We start from the raw sequence: 19,129 nt of genomic DNA, 5'->3' as shown, positions 1-19,129 counted from the left end.
CACCGTCGTTTCAGCCTCCGCCCCCTGCGAAGCCCGTTTGCGCCCACATCGGGCCCGAACCTGTTTACTTTCCGGAAATCCGGGCGTAGCCTCCGACTGAAACCACAGGTTCGGGCATCAGTCGGAGGCGAACGGACATGTACGCACCGGAGCGGCAGCAGGAGATCCTCCGGCTCGCCCGTGACGGCGGCCGGGTGGATGTGCTCTCCCTGGCCGAGGAGTTCCAGGTCACCGCGGAGACCATCCGCCGGGACCTGAAGGCCCTGGACCGCGCGGGTCTCGTACGCCGTGTGCACGGTGGTGCGATCCCCGCCGGGCGCCTGGACTTCGAGCCCGACCTCGCCGAGCGCGAGTCCACCGCGGCCGACCAGAAGGACCGCATCGCCGAGGCCGCGGTCGCCGAACTGCCCCACGACGGCACGGTGATCCTGGACGCCGGCTCGACCGTCTCCCGGCTCGCCGCGGCGCTCCCGCTGGAGGCGACCCTCACCGTCGTCACCCACAGCCTTCCGATCGCCGCCCGCCTCGCGGACCACCCCGGCATCCAGCTCCATCTGGTCGGGGGGCGCGTACGGCACCGTACGCGCGCCGCCGTGGACGCCTGGGCGCTCCGCGCGTACAGCGAGATCCGCGCCGATGTCCTCTTCATCGCGGCCAACGGATTCTCCCCCTCCTACGGACTGACCACCCCCGACCTCGCCGAGGCCGCCGTCAAGCGCGCGACCATGCGCGCCGCGCGCCGCGTGGTGCTCCTCGCCGACTCCTCCAAGAACGGCCAGGAACACTTCGCCCGCTTCGGCGACCTCAGCGATGTGGACCTGCTGATCACCGACCGCGGGCTGAGCCCCGAAGACGTCTCCGCCATCGAGCGCGGCGGCACCGAAGTGCTGTGTGTGTAGGACGCGACACGCAAGTGCCCTGTCCTGAGAACGTGTTGAGAAACGAGTGCGCATGATCCTCACCGTCACCCCCAACCCCTCCCTCGACCGTACGTACGAGGTCCCGTCGCTCGACCGCGGCGAGGTCATCCGGGCCACCGGCGAACGCATGGACCCGGGCGGCAAGGGTGTGAACGTCTCGCGCGCGGTCGCGGCCGCCGGGCGGCGCACGGTCGCCGTCCTGCCCCTCGGTGGTGCGCCCGGCGCACTCGTCGCCGACCTGCTCGACGCGCAGGGCATCGAGGTCGCGCCGGTCCCGGTCGCCGGAGCCACCCGCTCGAACATCTCGGTCGCCGAACCCGACGGCACCTTGACGAAGATCAACGCGCCCGGACCCGAACTCTCCGCCGCCGAGGCCGAACTCCTCCTGGAGACCGTCCGCAAGCAGTACCGCTCCGGCGACACCCACTGGATCACCTGCTGCGGCAGCCTGCCGCGCGGGCTCGCGCCCTCCTGGTACGCCGATCTGGTCGCGCGGGCGCACGCGGCGGGCGCCCGGATCGCACTCGACACCTCCGGACCGGCGCTTCTCGCGGCGCTGCGCGAGCGGCCCGACGTGGTGAAGCCCAACGCCGAGGAGCTCGCGGAAGCCGTCGGGCGCCCCCTCGCCACGGTGGGCGACGCGGTGAAGGCGGCCGAAGAGTTGCGCGAGTTGGGCGCGCGCGCCGTCCTCGCGAGCCTGGGCGCCGACGGGCAACTGCTCGTGGACGACGCGGGCGCCTGGTTCGGCAGCGCACGCGTGGATGCCGTACGCAGCAACGTGGGCGCCGGCGACTCCTCCCTCGCAGGCTTCCTGATCGCCGGCGGCAACGGCCCCGAGGCCCTCGCCTCCGCCGTCGCCCACGGCGCCGCGGCCGTCCAACTCCCCGGCAGCGTGATGCCGGGCCCGGCCGACCTCGACCCCTCCGCCGTGACGGTCACGTCGGACGTCCCGGTGGATCTCGTACTGACGGAGCCCGTGTCATGAGCACCGGATCACGCCGCAACGGCGCGCACGGCTCGCAACTCCCAGGCGTGCGTGGATCACTCCACGACGGCGCACGTGGATCACGTCACAACGGCGCGTGCGGTTCACGTCACGACCGCGCGTGCGGCTCTCTTCGTGGCGGCGCATGCGGCTCGCTTCACTACGGCTTGCGCGCCGCGCACGCCGGATCGCGTACGGGTCCTGCGAGCCCGGTGGCCCGCCGCCCGGCGGCCCGCCCGTCCCGTACGCCCCCTGAACCGGCTCTGAAGCGGCGGGGCCTCCCCTTCCCCGCCGCAGCCATACGGAGGCGGGATCTTCCCGATCCCGCCGCCGAGGAGAGGCGGGGTTTCCCCGGCCCCGCCTCTTCGACTCACCTCACCCCTGTCCCCTACGCCCTATCGGCCCTACCTGCCCCATCTGAGCGCAACACCCCCGTCCCCACCCTCGCCCACCACTTCCCCCGGGCGATACGCGTGCGAAGGAGCCCGCGATGAGCGAGATGATCACCGCGGACCTGGTCGACCTCGACCTGTCCGCCGATACGAAGGAAGCGGCGGCGCGCGCCCTCGCCGAGCGCATGGTCGCCAAGGGTCGGGTCACCGACCTCGACGGCTTCCTCGCCGACGTGGCCGCCCGCGAAGCCCAGATGCCGACCGGCCTGGACGGCGGCATCGGCATCCCGCACTGCCGAAGCGAACACGTCACCGAGCCGACGCTCGCCTTCGGACGCAGCGCGGCCGGGATCGACTTCGGCGCGCCGGACGGGCCCGCCGACCTGATCTTCCTGATCGCCGCCCCGGCCGGCGCGGACGACGCCCACCTCACGATCCTGTCGTCCCTCGCACGCCAGCTGATGAACGCCGAGTTCACGTCCGCGCTGCGGGCCGTGGACGACGCGGCGGCCGCGGCCGCGCTCATCCGCGGGGACGAGCCCCCGGCGCCCGCGGGCGCCCCCGAGAACGCCGTGGCGGAGTCGAATGCGGCGGCCTCCGCCGACTCCGCCACGGACGGCGCGGCCCCGGTGCCGGGTGCGACCGTCGAGGACGGACCCGCCCCGGCGCCGGGCGCCACCGATGGTGGTCAGCCGTTCCGCATCGTCGCCGTCACCTCCTGCCCCACCGGCATCGCACACACCTACATGGCCGCCGAGTCGCTGGAGAACGCGGGCCGCGAGGCAGGCGTAGAGGTGGTCGTCGAGACGCAGGGCTCGGCCGGCTTCACCCGGCTCGACCCGGCGGTCATCGCGGCCGCGGACGGCGTGATCTTCGCTCACGACGTGCCCGTACGGGACAAGGACCGCTTCGCCGGCAAGCCGACCGTCGACGTCGGCGTGAAGGCGGGCATCAACAAGCCCACCGAGCTGATCACGCAGGTGCGCGACAAGGCCGCACGCGGCGAGGTCAGCGCGGGCGCCGCGCCCGGCACACCGGTGGAGCGCGCCGGTGAGTCCGGCGAGGGCTACGGCACCAAGCTCCGCAAGTGGCTGATGTCCGGCGTCAGTTACATGGTCCCGTTCGTCGCCGCGGGCGGTCTCCTCATCGCCCTCGGGTTCGCGATCGGCGGCTACAAGATCAACAAGGCGCCGTCGGTCATGGACCACTTCCTGTGGACCCAGGCGGACAGCTGGGGCGCGCTGTTCTTCCAGATCGGCGTCGTCTCCTTCGGCTTCCTCGTCCCGGTCCTGGCCGGCTACATCGCCTACGGCATGGCGGACCGGCCAGGCCTCGTGCCCGGCTTCGTCGGCGGCGCGATCTCCCTCACCATCAACGCGGGCTTCCTCGGCGGTCTGGCCGCCGGTCTCATCGCCGGTGGCGTGGTGATCGGGATCCAGAAGGTCAAGATCCCGGCGGCCTTGCGCGGCATCATGCCGGTGGTGGTGATCCCACTGATCTCCGCGGCGATCGTCGGGTTCCTGATGTTCGTGGTGATCGGCAAGCCCATCGCCTCCGCCCAGAAGGGCATGACCGACTGGCTCAACGGCCTCACCGGCACCAACGCCGTCCTCCTCGGCATGCTCCTCGGCCTGATGATGTGCTTCGACCTCGGCGGCCCGGTCAACAAGGTCGCGTACACCTTTGCCACCGCCGGTATCGCCGTCGCGAGCCCCAGTGACTCGGCGATGAAGATCATGGCGGCCGTGATGGCGGCGGGCATGGTCCCGCCCCTGGCCATGGCCCTCGCGACGACCGTGCGCGGCAAGCTCTTCACCCAGACCGAGCGTGAGAACGGCAAGGCGGCCTGGGTCCTCGGTGCCTCCTTCATCTCGGAGGGCGCGATCCCGTTCGCGGCAGCCGACCCCCTGCGCGTCATCCCCTCCGCCATGGTGGGCGGCGCGGTCACCGGCGCCCTGTCGATGGCCTTCGGCGCCACCCTGCGCGCCCCGCACGGCGGCATCTTCGTGGTCCCGCTGATCGGCAACCCCTTCCTCTACCTGATCGCCATCGCAGCGGGCGTCTGCGTCACCACGGCTCTGGTCGTCACCCTGAAGGGCCTGCGCAAGCAGGCACCCGAGGGCGGCGCCACCGCGGCAGGGGCCGACGCTCCGATATCCACCAAGGCCCAGTCGAAGGAGCCCGTCGCGGCCTGAACGGCCAACCCTCTGCCCCTTTAGGGCACCTGTGAGTTGTTCACCGCATCTGCGAGATGCGTCACGGTCCGGGACCAAGGTCCCGGACCGTGGTGTCTACTGGAGCGCATGCCTGAGCACGTGTCGATCCTCCAGCTGATAGGCGTGGCCGCACTCGCCCTGGCGACCGTCATCTGGGTCGTCGGCCTGGTACGCCTCCTGCGCCGCGACCGCTTCGAGGTCGCGGTATGGCGCCACGGCGACATGCTCCGGGCCATCCCCCACCAGCGCCAGTCGGGCCCCGTCGCGGAGTCCGTCGAACTCACCCCCGAGGAACACGCAGCCTTCGCGGGCCTGGTACGCCAGTTCAGCGACAGCCGCCCGTAGCCTGCGCCCGGCGCTCACAACCGGCGTGCCGCTCAGCCGGTGCGTTGCTCGCGGCCGACCGCCGCACGCGCGGGTCGCACCCCGCCGCCCTGGCGCGTGCAATGCCACGGCCCCTGGGCGGTGTACAAAGTCCCGCGCCCCGGGCGTACCCGGAGCCGCGTGCGCTGATGCCGCGGCCGACGCGCGCCGGTGTCCAACGAGTCGCGCTGATGTCAGCCGAGTCGCGCCGCGCGCCGTTCCATCGCATCCCGCGCCGCGTCCTCCGTCGCGTACACCTCGCACATGTGGCGTCGGTCCGGTGTCGCCGTGTGCTCGACCTCCCACAGGGAGATCTCCCGCCCGTCGCGCAGCAGGAACGCGTGCTCGTAGAGCGAGAAGCACAGCCCCGCCTGACCGGCGCGGCAGGGGCGCCCGAAGGCCTGGGTGATCTGGTGGGCGAAGGCCTCGCGCAGCAGGAGCGACGTGATGTCGGCCCCCGGTCGGTCCGGGTTCTCCGCGCGCCGCAGGAGCCGGCGCGCGTGGTCGGCCGAGTCGTCGGGCACGTACGCGTGGCGCGGTTCGGGGATGGGCGACAGCTGGACGAACACCGGCAGTTCGAAGTCCGGGGCGTCCGGCGGCAGCGGGAGCCGGGCCGTGGCGGCGCGCAGCTCCTCCTCGTCGACGTACACCTCGTGCTGAGGGTCCCTGCCGGGCGCCGTGTTGTGCACGAGCTCCCACAGCGTGACCGCCGAGCCGTCGGCGAGCAGCCACGTGTGCCGATACGTCTCGCGGTGCAGCCCCGCGCTGTGGTGCGCGGAGTGCAGCGAACTGTCGTGCGCCAGCGCGCAGTCGAGTCGCCGTATCGTCTCGTCGGGCAGCTCGAAGGAGTTCAGGGCGCGACCGAGGAGTCGCGCGAGATGCTCCTCCGGAGACTCGGGCGACTCGGGTGGTTCGTACGCTGCTGTCTCGTACGGAACGCTCAAGGTTTCTCCCGGCGTTGCTGCATGTCACCTTGTGGGTGCATACCGTAGCCCCTCGGTCGGACATCATGTCCGCGAACCGAGAAAACGTACGGACGGAAAACGGGCGGGCCGCGCGGCAAGTTCCCACGCGGTCTGCACCGGCGTCAAAAGGTCCTCGTCAGACGGCACTTCCCGCGGTCCATGCACTCCACGACATGTTCCAGCCGTTGAGCCCGTTGTCCGGCGAGACCGTCTTGTCGGGCGAGTTCTTGACCGTCACGACGTCCCCGATGAGGGAGTTGTCGTAGAACCACTTGGCGGTCGTGTCTCCCTGCGCACCCTGCACGTCGGCGAGTCCCACGCAGCCGTGGCTGGTGCCTTCCCGGCCGAAGGGCGGATTCCCTCGGTTGTACCAGTAGTTGCCGTGGATGAACGTCCCCGACGACGTCAGGCGCATCGCGTGCGGCACATCAGGGATGTCGTACTCGCCGCCGTAACCGACCGTCGAGCCGTTCATCCGTGTCTGGACGAACTTCTCCGAGATCACCATCTGCCCGTTGTACGTGGTGTGCTGCGGGCTGCCCGCCGAGATCGGGACCGTCTTGAGGGTCTTGCCGTCCCGCACGACCGTCATGGTCTGCGTGTTGACGTCGACCGTGGAGACCTGGGAGCGCCCGATGGTGAAGGTGACCGTCTTCTTCTGCACCCCGAAGACGCCGTTCGTGCCCTCTACCCCGTCAAGGTCGATCTTCATCGTGACCTTGGAGCCGGCCTTCCAGTACTCCTCGGGCCGGAAGTCGAGCCGCTGCGCCCCGAACCAGTGCCCCACCACCTGCTGCCCGCTGCTGGAGGAGACCGTGATGTGCGACTGCACGGCCTTCTTGTTGCTGATCGTCTTGTCGAAGGTGAAGGAGACCGGCATGCCGACACCGACAGTGGTGCCGTTGTCGGGCGTGTACGTACCGATGAAGCTGTTGCTCGAAGAGACCGTGGTGAAGATGGAGTTGGCTGCCGACGTCCGCCCACTCGCATCCTTCGCCGTGACCGAAATCTGGTACTTCGTTCCCCGCTCCAGCTGCTCCTTCGGTTTCCAGGAGCCGCCGTTCGCGGATATCGCCCCGGGTACGGCAGTCCCGGTCCCGGCCACCGTCATCTTCACGTCGGTCAGCTTGCCGTCGCTGACCTTCACTCCGGTCGCGTTGATCGACGCGCCCGTCGAACCGTCCTTGGCCGAGATGACGATCTTCGCCGTGGACGTCTTGGTCGCGTTCTTGCCGTCCTTGCCGCTCTTGCTGTCGGCATTGGCGTTGCCGCCGCAGGCGGTGAGCGTGAGGGCGCCGACCATCAGGGCGGCACAGGCCCCCAGTGCGCGCCGCGCTGTTGTGTCCGGCGTTGTCACGGGCTGCTCCCAGTTCTCATGATGTGCGTGATCCGCTCCAGTGCGTGGAGAAAGAGCGAGCCGCGGGGAGAAGGGTTCCCGCGACCCGCGCCGAGCGGCATCACGTGACAGAACCGGGACAATCGCCCAACTACTTGCCCCCGTAGAGCTCCTCGTACGACGGCCACACCCCGCCAGGCCCGTCCACCGACTCGGCCGAGCGCACGGCCCGCACGATCGCGCGCGTCACCAGGTCCGCGCCCGCCGCGAGGATCTCGTTGAGCGCCAAGGGGTTCTCGGTGGCGAGCGCCCGGGCGCCCGTGGCCAGAGCGAACACCGTGTCCCCGTCGTTCAGCAGATGCACCGGCCGCACGGCGCGCGCGATACCGTCGTGCGCCGTCCCCGCCAGCTTCTGCGCCTGCGCGCGAGTCAGATCGGCGTCGGTGGCGACAACGGCGAGTGTGGTGTTCAGCGGGGGAGGGGCATTCTTCGCCGCCGCCTCTGCCAGCCGCCGCTGCGCCGCCTCGTGCACCTGGGCCGCCGGGAGCGCCGTATGCCCCCGCAGCAACTCGCCGTACAGTGCCCCCGTTTCCGGTTCCACCGCCGAACCCGCCGCGTTGGCCACCACCAGCGCCGCCACCGTGATGCCGGACTCCAGCACGGCGCTCGCCGTCCCGACTCCGCCCTTGAACCGCCCGACCGCCGCCCCCGTACCGGCGCCCACGCACCCCTCGCGCACCGGCGCACCCGGCTCACTCGCGTCGGCCGCCTCGACCGCGGCCCGTCCCGTGGACGCGTCCGGCCTGGCCCGGAAGTCTCCGCCGCGCCCCAGATCGAAGACGCAGGCAGCGGGCACGACCGGCACGACGTGCGCCGGGTCGGGACCCACCCGTACCCCGCGCCCCCGCTCCTCCAGCCAGGCCATCACGCCCGACGCCGAGTCCAGCCCGTACGCGCTGCCGCCGGTCAGCACGACCGCCTCGACCTTCTGCACGAGGTTGCGCGGATCCAGCGCGTCTGTCTCCTTGGTGCCGGGCCCGCCGCCACGTACGTCGACGGCCGCGATCGCACCGCCCGGAGGGGCGAGCACCACGGTGGTGCCGGTGAGCCAACCGTCGCCGGAACGCGTCGCGTGCCCCACTCGCAGGCCCGCGACATCTGTCAGAGCGTCAACTGTCATGCCCCCAGTGTTCCTTGGCCGCGCGCTTTAGCAGCTGTACGCCTCAGTAGCCGCAGAGCTCAGGAGGCGCACGGAGCGCACGGAGCGCACGGAGCGCACGGAGCGCATGGGGTGCATGGGGTGCACGGCTCCTTCCTGCGCGCCCCCGCACCTTCTTCTTGAGCGGATCCCCGCACGTTGCTACGCGGACCCTGCTCCCTCCCTCACAACCATCTGCGCCGTCAACGTCACCCCGACCGCCACCGCCAGCGCCGAGACGATGCCCGCCGCGAGCACCGCCCAGTCGCCCAGGAACGTGCACAGGATGACCAGCAACGCGTTGGTCGGCAGGACGAGCTGCTGCGCGATGCCCACCTTGAAGTGGCGGGAGTGCAGTACCCACACGGTGAGGAGGTACAGCGCGGTCGGCAGCGTCACCGCGGCGGACGCCGCGAGCGTCGAGATGTGCGCCTTGCCGACCGCCTGCTCGACCGCGACCTCCAGGCCCGCACCGATTGCGGCCGCGGAGGCGAAGATCAGGTAGTGGCCGTACCCCCACAGGAACGCCTGCGCGTTGGACCGCAGATGTCCGTGGATCGGCACAACGAAGTAGATCCACCAGGCGGAGAAGACGATCAGCAGCCCACCCGCGGCGATCGGCAGCAGCTCGCCCAGCGCGTCGTGCTCATCCACGGCGGACTTCACGGCGACCGTGGCCGCGGCGATCGTCTCGCCCAGCACGATGATCGTGAACAGGCCGTACCGCTCGGAGATGTGGTGCGGATGCCAGGAGGTCGTGAAGTCCTTCTCCGCGAACACCGGGACGCACAGCTCGGCGATCGCCACCACCAGGAACACCCACGGGCGGCCGGACTCCGGCAGGAGCAGCAGCCCCAGCCAGCCGATCTGGCACAGCAGTACGCCGCCCGCGTACCGCAGGGCCATGGTTCTCTCGGCTCCCTCGGCGGAGCGTGCCACCCGCAGCCACTGCGCGATCATCGCGAACCGCATGATCGCGTAGCCGAGCCAGACGACCACGAAATCGTGGTCCTGGAACGCCCGCGACACCCCGGCCGCGAGCACCAGCACACCGCCGATCTGCACGAGCGTGACGACCCGGTAGAGCGCGTCGTCGTTGTCGTACGCCGAGGCGAACCAGGTGAAGTTCATCCAGGCCCACCAGATCGCGAAGAAGACCATCGCGTAGTTGAGGATGCCCTCACCCGCGTGCCCCTCCGTCACGGCGTGCACCAGCTGGATGCCCGCCTGGGCGATGGCCACGACGAAACACAGGTCGAAGAAGAGCTCCAGCGGCGACGCGACCCGGTGCGCCTCGTCGCGGCCTCGGGCGGTCATTCTGCGCAGCGGTCCACGGCCGGCGGGCCGTGGCGTCGCAGCCGGTTCGGAAGTGGAACTGGACGTCATACGGCCAAGCACAGCAGAAAAGTCCCGGAAATTCTTGTGAATGCGTTCACAAGCGGCCCTGGGTCGAAGGTCTCGAAGGGACGACGAGGTCAGACGGACCAAGGGAAGCCGAGCCCGCCGGGCAGGAGGACCTTCGGTCTCCGATCGGGGACTAATGCGGCCGTCTTCTTCACTAGCGCGCTGTGGCTGTTCATCGGCTTCTACGCGACGTGCCTCGTCGTCTGCTGGTGGTTCTACGCCCGCCCCGGCGCCGAGGCCCCCAGCTGAGCCGGGTCGGGCCGCCACCGCCTCCGCGTACCCTGGAGGCATGAGTACCGCCCCCGCCCCCGAACCGCGCGATCCGAAATCGGCGCTGGTCTTCGACGACCCGCTGAGCCAGCAGTCCTCGGACGACACGGACCGCGGGTGGGGCGAGCGGGCCGACAGCAGCAGCGACAGCGCGGCCGACCTGAAGCGCTTCCTCGACGAGAAGCCGCCCCACCACCTCTGAGCCAGATCCCCGAGCTTCTGGGCCCCGGCGCAGAGGCTCGCTGTCAGTCCTGGCTGTGCCCCGAACCGCGCTGCGCCACGAGGGCGTCGCGGATCTCCTTCAGCACCTCCAGCTCGGACACCTCGATGACCTCCTGCGTGCCCTCCTTCGCCTTCTGCCGGGCTGCCTGCGCCGCCAGGTACTTGGACATCGGCAGGACCATCAGGAAGTAGACGACGGCTGCCGTGATCACGAACGTGAGGGTCGCGCTGAGGACCGTGCCCCACAGGATGGGGATGCCGCTCGTGACCGTGCCCGTCGCCTCGTCGAACTTGCACGGCGACTTCAGACACGAGCTGTACTTGTCGAGGTCCTTGGTCCCGAACGCGCCCACCAGCGGGCCGATGACGCCCTTCACCACCGAGTTGACGATGTTGGTGAAGGCCGCGCCGATGACCACCGCGACGGCCAGATCGACGACGTTGCCACGCATCAGAAAGGCCTTGAAGCCTTCCCAGACGCCGGGTTGCTTCTTCTCGCTCACCAAGAGGCCCCTCTGCACAAGTTGTGGAACAAACAGCTCCGCAACCTACGGCAGCGCATGCCGCGCCTGTCCAATTCGGTAGCTCGATCGAGGGACTTGACACCGATTCGTCATTCAGCACAGCGTCACCGCCAGCCGTGAGGTGGCGCTCGCGCCGGCCAGCCGTGCCGCCGTGGCCCGCGGGACGGCGAGTACGACCAGCGCCCCGGTCTCGGTGGCGCTGATGTCCGGCACATCGGTGACCCGTGCCCCGGCCGCGACCACCCGTGCCTCGCCGCCGCTGTCCGCTGCGACGACATCGACCCGGTCGCCCGGACGCAACAGCCGCACCGTGGCGCCGTCGGAGATCCGCACCGGTGCCGTCACCGTCTCGACGGCGCGCCGCTCGCGTACAGGAGAGGACGCAGTGATGGAGGCTGCCGGCGGATGTCCCCGCGTCCGCTCCGCGTCACGTGGGCCCGCCGCCACGAGGGCCGCCGCCGTGACCGCGAGCCCCGCGGCCACGGCCCGCCTCCTGTGCCGTGCGAGGCGCCGCAGCTGATACCGCCCGCCGCGCACGCGTACCGGAGCGAAGTGCGGCACCTCGCATGTCGGCGGCGCGTCCGCGCCGGGTGGGCGTACGAGAGGGGAGAGCTGAGCCATGGTGACCACCACCTGCGACGAGAGATCGGTTTGCGATCCCACGATGAGGCGTCGCGGCGAAGCCCGCTGGAGCCCGTGGACTACTCGCGAGTTGTGGAAAACTCCCTCACCCGAACGGGAAGTTCCATCTGCCCTGGGCCACCGTCACGGCAGTGTGAACCCCGGATCCATCCCGCCCAGCGCCGTCGTGCACAGACAGTCCCGCGTCTCGTTCGCCGGCAGCCCCGCGACCGCGTCGAAGAGCACGCGCCGCAGCCGGTCCACATTGGCAGCGAACACTTTGAACACCTCGTCGTGCGAGACGCCCTCTCCGGTCTCGGCACCCGCGTCAAGGTCGGTGACGAGGGTCAACGACGTGTAGCAGAGCTCCAGCTCGCGGGCGAGCGCGGCCTCGGGATGGCCGGTCATGCCCACCACGGACCAGCCCTGCGCCTGATGCCAGAGCGATTCGGCACGAGTGGAGAACCGCGGCCCCTCGATCACTACGAGCGTGCCGCCGTCCACCGGCTCCCAGTCCCGACCGCGCGCCGCTTCGAGGGCAGCCTTGCGCCCGACGGGGCAGTACGGGTCGGCCAGCGACACATGCACCACGTTCGGCACCGTGCCGTCCGGCAGCGGCATCCCGTCGAAGTACGTCTGCGTCCGCGCCTTCGTGCGGTCCACCACCTGGTCCGGCACGAGCAGCGTCCCCGGGCCGTACTCCGCGCGCAGTCCGCCCACCGCGCAGGGCCCGAGGATCTGGCGTGCGCCGACGGAACGCAGCGCCCACAGGTTGGCCCGGTAGTTGATGCGGTGCGGCGGCAGATGGTGGCCACGGCCGTGGCGGGGGAGGAAGGCGACCCGCCGCCCGGCGATCTCGCCGAGGAACAGGGAGTCGCTCGGCGAGCCGTAGGGGGTGTCCACCTGTATTTCGGTGACGTCGTCGAGGAAGGAGTAGAAGCCCGAGCCGCCGATGACACCGATCTCGGCCCTGGCCGTCGCCTGCTCCCCGTCCGGGCTCTGTGGATTCTCCGTGTTCGCCATGGACCGCACCCTAGCCGGGCCGGGGAACGCCGAAGACCCTGCCGTCGTGCGACGGCAGGGTCTTCGGCAAGAACGAGTCCTGCGAAGCCTTACGCGGCGGAGCTGCTGGACGAGCCCGTGCCCGACGACTTCGAGTCTGAGGACGACGACGAGGTCGTCGACGACGAGGTCGAAGAAGAGGTCGCCGGCTTCGACGAAGCCGGCGAGCTGCTCGACGAGGAGCCGCGGCTGTCGTTCCGGTAGAAGCCGGAGCCCTTGAAGACAATGCCGACGGCCGAGAACACCTTCTTCAGGCGGCCACCGCAGTTGGGGCACTCGGTCAGGGCATCGTCGGTGAACTTCTGCACCGCCTCGAGGCCCTCGCCGCACTCGGTGCACTGGTACTGGTAGGTCGGCACTTGTCTTCCTCCTGGCACTCTCACTCAATGAGTGCTAACGATCGTCAATACTAACCTGTGTCGCCAACGAATGGAGTAACGTGCGTCACCTGCCCACGGGCAGCGGTCAGGGCTTGACCGTCACGAGGGCTTTTCTGCCCAAGTGAGAAGCCGCTTCGGCGGCGGAGTCACAGTGACGTATTCCGCGAAAATCTCACGTCACATCTCACCGATCGCGACAGGCTCGCGATGGGCCGCGCCGCGCGTGACCACTCTGGTCGCGTGCGGCGGCATCAGCTGCGCGCGCAGGGCCACCAGGGTCGTCAGAGCCAGTGCCGTACCGGCCATAGGCACCAGGAAACCGGCACCGTCCCAGAGGCGGTCCTCCAGCTGTCCGGCGACCGTGACGGCCGCCGCCTGGCCGAGCGCGACCGCGCCGGTCAGCCAGGTGAAGGCCTCGGTACGGGCGGCCTGGGGCACCAGGCCCTCGACCAGGGTGTAGCCGGTGATCAGGGCCGGAGCGATGCACATGCCGACCAGGAGGCCGATCCCGGCGAGCACGACCACGGAGTGGGCGGCCCACAGCCCGGAGGCGGTGAGCGCCAGGGCCGCGTACCCGAGGACGAGTCGTCGCTGCGGGGCCACCTTCCAGGCGATGGCGCCGCAGACGATGCCGGAGAGCATGTTGCCCGCGGCGAAGACGCCGTACAGGACGCCGTTCAGTCCGGGCTCGCCGATCGACTCGCTGAACGCGGCGAGGGAGACCTGCATGCCGCCGAAGACGGAGCCGATGCCGAGGAAGGTGACGATCAGAACGCGCACTCCGGGGACCCGCAGAGCGGAACCGCGCTCCACGCGTGCGTGCCCGTCGAAAGCGACGGAGGGCTGCGTGCTCTTCTGCGCGGCGAAGAGGAGACCGCCGATCAGGGTCAGCGCCGCCTCGGTGAGCAGGCCCGCGGCTGGGTTCACGGCCGTGCACAGCGCTGTGGCGAGCAGGGGGCCGAACACGAAGGTCAGCTCGTCCGTGACGGACTCGAAGGCCGCGGCGGTGGTCATCAGGGGCGAGCCCTGCAGCTTCACGCCCCAGCGGGCGCGCACCATGGGGCCGATCTGCGGTACCGAGGCGCCGGTCGGCACGGCGGCGACGAAAAGGGCCCACAAGGGGGCGTCCGCCAGTGCGAGCGCCGTCAAGGAGAGGCCCGACAGGGCGTGCACCAGGACGCCGGGCAGCAGGACGGCCCGCTGCCCGAGGCGGTCGGCGAGGCGCCCGGTGAAGGGCGCGAACAGCGCCATGGAGACACCGGTGACGGCGGCGACGGCGCCGGCAGTCCCGTACGAGCCGGTGGTGTGCTGCACGAGCAGCACGATGGAGATGGTGAGCATCGCGAACGGCTGGCGTGCGGCGAAGCCGGGAAGCAGGAACGTCCAGACGCCGCGGGTGCGCAGCAGCTGTCCGTATCCAGGGCGGGAGGTGACCGTGGATGCCACGGCCCGTGCCTTTCTGCCACCTGGTAGCGCGCCCGTGCGGGGGGCGCCGAGAGCTGTCCTCTTGCGCGGAACTGCGGTAGATACCGGCGCCCACTGCGGGGAGAGCGTCACGGCCGCCATACGGTCGGCGCCAGCTCTGCGTCAGGCAGAGTTGGTTCGATCAAGGTGTGCCTTCATCGTACAGGGAAGGCGGCGTCAGTGCCTGTGAAAACGAGCACCACGGCAGCGTTCGCCTGCGAATGCCCATCGCCCCTTAATGTCCCGTTTGCTGTCCCGTTCCGTTGCCCGACGTCCCCAGCCAGCCGGCCAGCTTGCCGCCCTGGCCCACCGCGCGCAGCCGCTTCTCGGCTGCGTCCCGGACCGGGTCGGTGGCCACCACGAGCAGTTCGTCGCCGCGCCGCAGCACGGTTGTGGGCAGCGGCACGAAGGACTTCCCGTCGCGCACGACGAGCGTGACGCCGGCGCCCGCGGGCAGTCGCAGCTCGTTGACCTCGACGCCGTGCATGCGCGACCCCTCGGGGATCGCGACGGACAGCAGATGGCCGCGCAGCCGCTCCAGGGGCGCCGATTCGATGCCCAGGTCGGCGGCCTCCCCGGTCTCGCCCAGGCGCAGCTTCCGGGCCAGCCAGGGCAGTGTGGGCCCCTGGACGAGGGTGTAGACGACGACCAGGACGAAGACGATGTTGAAGATGCGGCGGCTTTCCGCGATACCGCTCACCATCGGGATCGTCGCCAGGATGATGGGCACGGCGCCGCGCAGCCCCGCCCAGGACAACAGCGTCTGCTCCTGCCACGGAATACGGAACGGCAGCAGGCTGACGACGACGCTCAGTGGCCGCGCCACCATGGTCAGCACCAGGCCGATGACGAGCGCCGGCCAGATGTCGTCGCCCATCTCGTGCGGGGTGACCAGCAGGCCGAGCAGGACGAACATGCCGATCTGGGCGATCCAGCCGAGTCCTTCGGCGAAGCCGCGCGTGGCGGGCCAGTGCGGCAGCTTCGCGTTGCCGAGCAGCATCGAGGCGAGATAGACGGCGAGGAAGCCGCTGCCGTGCGCGAGCGCGCCGGCGGCGTACGCGACGACCGCGATCGCCATCACGGCGATCGGGTAGAGGCCGGAGGCGGGCAGCGCCACATGCCGCAGCCCGTACGAGCCGAGCCAGCCCACCGCGAGGCCGATGGCCGCGCCGATGGCCAGCTCCAGGGCTATGTCGCCCAGCAGTGCGTACCAGTGCTCGACAGGGCCCGCCGTGGAGAACGCGACGACGAGGATGACCACCGGAGCGTCGTTGAAGCCCGACTCGGCCTCCAGAACGCCCGTCACGCGCGCGGGGAGGGGGATTTTCCGCAGCACCGAGAAGACCGCCGCCGCGTCCGTCGAAGACACCACCGCTCCGATGATGAGCGCCTGCCGCCACTCGAGACCGATCAGATAGTGGGCCCCCGCGGCCGTGACGCCGACGCTCACCGCGATACCGACCAGCGCCAGCGAGGAGGCGGCCGGAAGCGCCGGCTTGATCTCCTTCCACTTCGTGCCCAGACCGCCCTCGGCCAGGATCACGACCAGGGCCGCGTACCCGATGACCTGGGTCAGCTCGGCATTGTTGAAGTGGACGTCGCCGATCCCGTCCTGGCCCATCGCGACGCCGATGCCCAGGTACACGAGCAGCGTGGGGAGCCCGCTGCGCGAAGAGACCCGGACCGCTGCCACCGCGACGAGCAGGACGAGCGAGCACACGAGCAGGAGCTGGTTGAGGTGGTGGACAGTCAGCGGCCGTTCCCTTCTCGCCAATCCGGGCACTGGATCCGAACACGTCGATCCGAACACCGGACATTGGTACGTCAGTCCAAGTACTTCGTTACCTTACCTAACTCTTGACGCTTTCTTGACACTCCAATGGGCAAGATCGAACTCTCGTGCGCTCGGGTACCCGACTCCGCGTCAAGGCGCGTTGGGCCCTGCGCCTATGGTTGCTCCAGCACTCCAGGACCGCCTGCCGCTCGCGTTAGGACAGCAAGGACAGCGATGCCCCCCAACACCACCGCCTCTTCCGGCCAAAAGCCCGGCAAGTCCGGCAGGAAGAAGGGGCGCAAAGCCCGACTGTTCTTGATTGTCCTGGTTCTTGCGATCATCGGAGGCGTCGCCTTCGGCGCGTACTGGAGCATCAGCACCGTGCGCGCCTCGTTCCCGCAGACCAAGGGCTCGATCACGCTCGACGGGCTGTCGGGGCCCGTCGACGTCAAGCGCGACGGCTACGGGATTCCGCAGATCTACGCCTCGTCCGACGAGGATCTGTTCATGGCACAGGGCTTCGTCCAGGCGCAGGACCGGTTCTACGAGATGGACGTGCGCCGCCACATGACCTCGGGCCGGCTGTCCGAGATGTTCGGCAAGGGCCAGGTCAAGAACGACGAGTTTCTGCGGACCCTGGGCTGGGACCGGGTCGCGAAGAAGGAGTACGACACCAAGCTGTCGGCCTCCACGAAGAAGTACCTCCAGGCGTACGCCAAGGGAGTCAACGCCTACCTGAAGGGCAAGGACGGCAAGGACATCTCCCTGGAGTACGCGGCCCTTGGTTTCACCAACGACTACAAGCCCCAGGAGTGGACCCCGGTCGACTCGGTGGCCTGGCTCAAGGCGATGGCCTGGGACCTGCGCGGCAACATGCAGGAGGAGATCGACCGCTCGCTGATGACGAGCCGTCTCGGCCCGAAGCAGATCGCCGACCTGTACCCGGAGTACCCGTACAGCCGGAACAAGACGATTGTGCAGGAGGGCGAATACGACAGCGTCACCGGGTCGTACGTCCAGGGCAGCTCCAGCACGGCCTCCTCGACCTCCACGACGTCCGCGGCGGGCACGGGGCTCACGGGCAACGTCACGGCGCCCTCCAGCCTGCAGAGCCAGCTGTCGGGGCTCTACGAGGTCCTCGACGACCTCCCCACGGCCGTCGGCGTGAACGGCAACGGCATCGGCTCCAACTCCTGGGTCGTCGACGGCGACCACACCATCACTGGCAAGCCCCTGCTGGCCAATGACCCGCACCTGTCGGCCTCGCTGCCGTCGGTCTGGTACCAGATGGGCCTGCACTGCCGCACCGTCTCCACCAAGTGCCAGTACGACGTCTCCGGCTACACCTTCGCGGGCATGCCCGGCGTGGTCATCGGCCACAATCAGGACATCGCCTGGGGCATGACCAACTCCGGGGTCGACGTCACCGACCTCTACTTGGAGAAGCTCACCGGCGAGGGCTACCAGTACGACGGCAAGGTCGTGCCCTTCACGGCCCGCAAGGAGACGATCAAGGTCGCGGGCGCCGCGTCCAAGAAGATCGTCGTCCGGGAGACCAACAACGGCCCCCTGCTGTCCGACCGCGACGACGAGCTCGTCAAGGTCGGCAAGAAGGCCACCGTCGACACCGCGGCGCCCGACCGTGGCGACGGCTACGGCATCTCGCTGCGCTGGACCGCGCTGGACCCGGGCAACTCCATGGACGCCGTCTTCGAGATGGACAAGGCGTCGAACTGGACGGAGTTCCGCAAGGCGTCCGCGTCCTTCGACGTGCCCTCCCAGAACCTGGTCTACGCCGACACCGAGGGCAACATCGGCTACCAGCTCCCGGGCAGGATCCCCACCCGCGGCGAGGGCGACGGCTCGCTCCCGTCACCGGGCTGGGACTCCAAGTACAACTGGACCGGCTTCATCAAGCAGACCGAGCTGCCCTACGAGTACAACCCCAAGCGCGGCTACATCGTGACCGCCAACCAGGCCATCGTCGACAAGGACAAGTACCCCTACACGCTCACCACGGACTGGGGCTACGGCACGCGCAGCCAGCGGATCGCCGACCTGATCGAGTCGAAGATCAAGGGCGGCGGCAAGATCTCGACCGACGACATGCGCCAGATGCAGCTCGACAACAGCAGTGAGATCGCCAAGCTGATCGTGCCCAAGCTGCTCAAGATCGACGTCGACGACAAGAACGTCCGCGAGGCGCAGAAGCTCCTCGAGGGCTGGGACTACACCCAGGACGCCGACTCCGCGGCGGCCGCGTACTTCAACGCGACCTGGCGCAACATCCTCAAACTCGCCTTCGGCAACAAGCTGCCCAAGGAGCTGCGGGTCAAGGGCCAGTGCCTGTACGTCGACCCGGTGGACACCACCGGTCCCGTGGACGACGACGGCAACAAGGTGCGCGAGTGCGGCCAGCGCGACGCGGACCAGGCGCAGCCGGACGGCGGCGACCGCTGGTTCGAGGTCGTCCGCAAGATCATCGACGACCCGAAGAACGACTGGTGGTCGGCGCCCAGGACGCGCACCGACATTGCTGTCACCGATCGCGACGGGCTGTTCAAGCGGGCCATGAAGGACGCCCGCTGGGAGCTGACCGCCAAGCTCGGCAAGGACATCGACACCTGGAGCTGGGGCCGGCTGCACCGCCTGTTCCTGAAGAACCAGACCCTGGGCACCGACGGTCCCCGCATCGTGCAGTACGTGCTCAACCGCGGTCCCTGGAAGCTCAGCGGCGGCGAGGCGACGGTCAACGCGACCGGCTGGAACGCGGCGGGCGGCTACGGAGTGGTCTGGGTGCCGTCCATGCGGATGGTGGTCAACCTCGGGGACCTCGACAAGTCCAAGTGGATCAACCTCTCCGGCGCCTCCGGGCATGCCTACAGCGCCCACTACACCGACCAGACGGACAAGTGGGCCAAGGGTGAACTGCTGCCTTGGGCCTTCTCGGAGAAGGCCGTCGACAAGAAGACGAGCGACACACTGGTCCTGAAGCCGTGACGCTCCGACGGTCCTGTGACGTCAGGGAGCGCT

16 protein-coding genes are annotated in these 19,129 nt (G+C 69.7%); 6 read left to right on the top strand and 10 right to left on the bottom strand.

Annotated elements, in window-relative coordinates; genetic code table 11:
• Positions 1-137 precede the first annotated feature (137 nt).
• The 4 genes from AB5J50_RS21765 to AB5J50_RS21750 all read left to right on the top strand — a co-directional run bounded on the left by AB5J50_RS21765 (position 138) and on the right by AB5J50_RS21750 (position 4,858).
• Positions 138-899 carry a DeoR/GlpR family DNA-binding transcription regulator gene (locus tag AB5J50_RS21765; protein ID WP_327429406.1) on the top strand — a complete coding sequence of 254 codons (762 nt, stop codon included), beginning with the start codon at positions 138-140 and terminating at the stop codon, positions 897-899.
• 52 nt (positions 900-951) lie between these two features.
• Positions 952-1,905: a 1-phosphofructokinase gene (gene pfkB / locus AB5J50_RS21760; RefSeq protein WP_327429405.1), complete on the top strand. Its 954-nt coding sequence runs from the start codon at positions 952-954 to the stop codon at positions 1,903-1,905.
• Between the two features lie 490 nt (positions 1,906-2,395).
• Complete coding sequence (locus AB5J50_RS21755; protein ID WP_369260090.1) at positions 2,396-4,492, top strand: fructose-specific PTS transporter subunit EIIC; 2,097 nt, start codon at positions 2,396-2,398, stop codon at positions 4,490-4,492.
• 108 nt (positions 4,493-4,600) lie between these two features.
• On the top strand, positions 4,601-4,858 hold the full coding sequence (locus AB5J50_RS21750; protein ID WP_327429403.1) for a hypothetical protein: 258 nt from the start codon (positions 4,601-4,603) through the stop codon (positions 4,856-4,858).
• 212 nt (positions 4,859-5,070) lie between these two features.
• On the opposite strand, the gene AB5J50_RS21745 is transcribed toward AB5J50_RS21750, so the two are convergent.
• From AB5J50_RS21745 to AB5J50_RS21730, 4 genes are all read right to left on the bottom strand, one after another.
• Positions 5,071-5,820, bottom strand: coding sequence for a DUF6227 family protein (locus tag AB5J50_RS21745; protein ID WP_369260089.1), 750 nt, complete (start codon positions 5,818-5,820; stop codon positions 5,071-5,073).
• 157 nt (positions 5,821-5,977) lie between these two features.
• Positions 5,978-7,198 (bottom strand): Ig-like domain-containing protein, encoded by a 1,221-nt coding sequence (locus AB5J50_RS21740; RefSeq protein WP_369260088.1) that lies wholly within the window; start codon positions 7,196-7,198, stop codon positions 5,978-5,980.
• Between the two features lie 130 nt (positions 7,199-7,328).
• Entirely contained in the window at positions 7,329-8,357 is a 1,029-nt protein-coding gene (locus AB5J50_RS21735) for a P1 family peptidase (RefSeq protein ID WP_369260087.1), read from the bottom strand.
• A gap of 180 nt (positions 8,358-8,537) precedes the next feature.
• Positions 8,538-9,761, bottom strand: a complete 1,224-nt coding sequence (locus AB5J50_RS21730) for a low temperature requirement protein A (RefSeq protein WP_369260086.1) — start codon at positions 9,759-9,761, stop codon at positions 8,538-8,540.
• 307 nt (positions 9,762-10,068) lie between these two features.
• Here AB5J50_RS21730 and AB5J50_RS21725 point away from each other — a divergent pair, with 307 nt between their 5' ends.
• The gene (locus tag AB5J50_RS21725) at positions 10,069-10,251 is read left to right on the top strand and encodes a hypothetical protein (RefSeq protein ID WP_327429395.1); all 183 of its coding nucleotides are present in this window, start codon (positions 10,069-10,071) and stop codon (positions 10,249-10,251) included.
• 43 nt (positions 10,252-10,294) lie between these two features.
• Here the strand turns inward: AB5J50_RS21725 and mscL are convergent, their stop codons facing one another.
• The 6 genes from mscL to AB5J50_RS21695 all read right to left on the bottom strand — a co-directional run bounded on the left by mscL (position 10,295) and on the right by AB5J50_RS21695 (position 16,096).
• Entirely contained in the window at positions 10,295-10,774 is a 480-nt protein-coding gene (gene mscL / locus AB5J50_RS21720; RefSeq protein ID WP_369260085.1) for a large conductance mechanosensitive channel protein MscL, read from the bottom strand.
• 114 nt (positions 10,775-10,888) lie between these two features.
• Positions 10,889-11,416, bottom strand: coding sequence for a hypothetical protein (locus AB5J50_RS21715; RefSeq protein ID WP_369260084.1), 528 nt, complete (start codon positions 11,414-11,416; stop codon positions 10,889-10,891).
• 144 nt (positions 11,417-11,560) lie between these two features.
• Positions 11,561-12,439, bottom strand: coding sequence for an S-methyl-5'-thioadenosine phosphorylase (locus AB5J50_RS21710; RefSeq protein WP_369260083.1), 879 nt, complete (start codon positions 12,437-12,439; stop codon positions 11,561-11,563).
• 89 nt (positions 12,440-12,528) lie between these two features.
• The gene (locus AB5J50_RS21705) at positions 12,529-12,837 is read right to left on the bottom strand and encodes an FmdB family zinc ribbon protein (RefSeq protein ID WP_327429391.1); all 309 of its coding nucleotides are present in this window, start codon (positions 12,835-12,837) and stop codon (positions 12,529-12,531) included.
• A gap of 198 nt (positions 12,838-13,035) precedes the next feature.
• Complete coding sequence (locus AB5J50_RS21700; protein ID WP_369260082.1) at positions 13,036-14,304, bottom strand: MFS transporter; 1,269 nt, start codon at positions 14,302-14,304, stop codon at positions 13,036-13,038.
• A gap of 253 nt (positions 14,305-14,557) precedes the next feature.
• Positions 14,558-16,096 (bottom strand): potassium/proton antiporter, encoded by a 1,539-nt coding sequence (locus AB5J50_RS21695; RefSeq protein WP_369260081.1) that lies wholly within the window; start codon positions 16,094-16,096, stop codon positions 14,558-14,560.
• 234 nt (positions 16,097-16,330) lie between these two features.
• Here AB5J50_RS21695 and AB5J50_RS21690 point away from each other — a divergent pair, with 234 nt between their 5' ends.
• A complete protein-coding gene (locus tag AB5J50_RS21690; protein ID WP_369260080.1) occupies positions 16,331-19,096 on the top strand; it encodes a penicillin acylase family protein in 2,766 nt (921 codons plus the stop codon).
• The last annotated feature ends 33 nt before the right edge of the window (positions 19,097-19,129 follow it).

This window comes from Streptomyces sp. R35 (genome assembly GCF_041053035.1).
Taxonomy (GTDB): Bacteria; Actinomycetota; Actinomycetes; order Streptomycetales; family Streptomycetaceae; genus Streptomyces; species Streptomyces lutosisoli.
This window is presented reverse-complemented; position numbering and strand designations above follow the sequence as displayed.

Coding starts and splice junctions, on each gene's coding strand:
- pfkB (WP_327429405.1), top strand. CDS start 952: ATGATCCTCACCGTCACCCCCAACCCCTCCCTCGACCGTACGTACGAG.
- AB5J50_RS21690 (WP_369260080.1), top strand. CDS start 16,331: ATGCCCCCCAACACCACCGCCTCTTCCGGCCAAAAGCCCGGCAAGTCC.
- AB5J50_RS21755 (WP_369260090.1), top strand. CDS start 2,396: ATGAGCGAGATGATCACCGCGGACCTGGTCGACCTCGACCTGTCCGCC.
- AB5J50_RS21725 (WP_327429395.1), top strand. CDS start 10,069: ATGAGTACCGCCCCCGCCCCCGAACCGCGCGATCCGAAATCGGCGCTG.
- AB5J50_RS21735 (WP_369260087.1), bottom strand. CDS start 8,357: ATGACAGTTGACGCTCTGACAGATGTCGCGGGCCTGCGAGTGGGGCAC.
- AB5J50_RS21710 (WP_369260083.1), bottom strand. CDS start 12,439: ATGGCGAACACGGAGAATCCACAGAGCCCGGACGGGGAGCAGGCGACG.
- AB5J50_RS21750 (WP_327429403.1), top strand. CDS start 4,601: ATGCCTGAGCACGTGTCGATCCTCCAGCTGATAGGCGTGGCCGCACTC.
- AB5J50_RS21730 (WP_369260086.1), bottom strand. CDS start 9,761: ATGACGTCCAGTTCCACTTCCGAACCGGCTGCGACGCCACGGCCCGCC.
- AB5J50_RS21765 (WP_327429406.1), top strand. CDS start 138: ATGTACGCACCGGAGCGGCAGCAGGAGATCCTCCGGCTCGCCCGTGAC.
- AB5J50_RS21715 (WP_369260084.1), bottom strand. CDS start 11,416: ATGGCTCAGCTCTCCCCTCTCGTACGCCCACCCGGCGCGGACGCGCCG.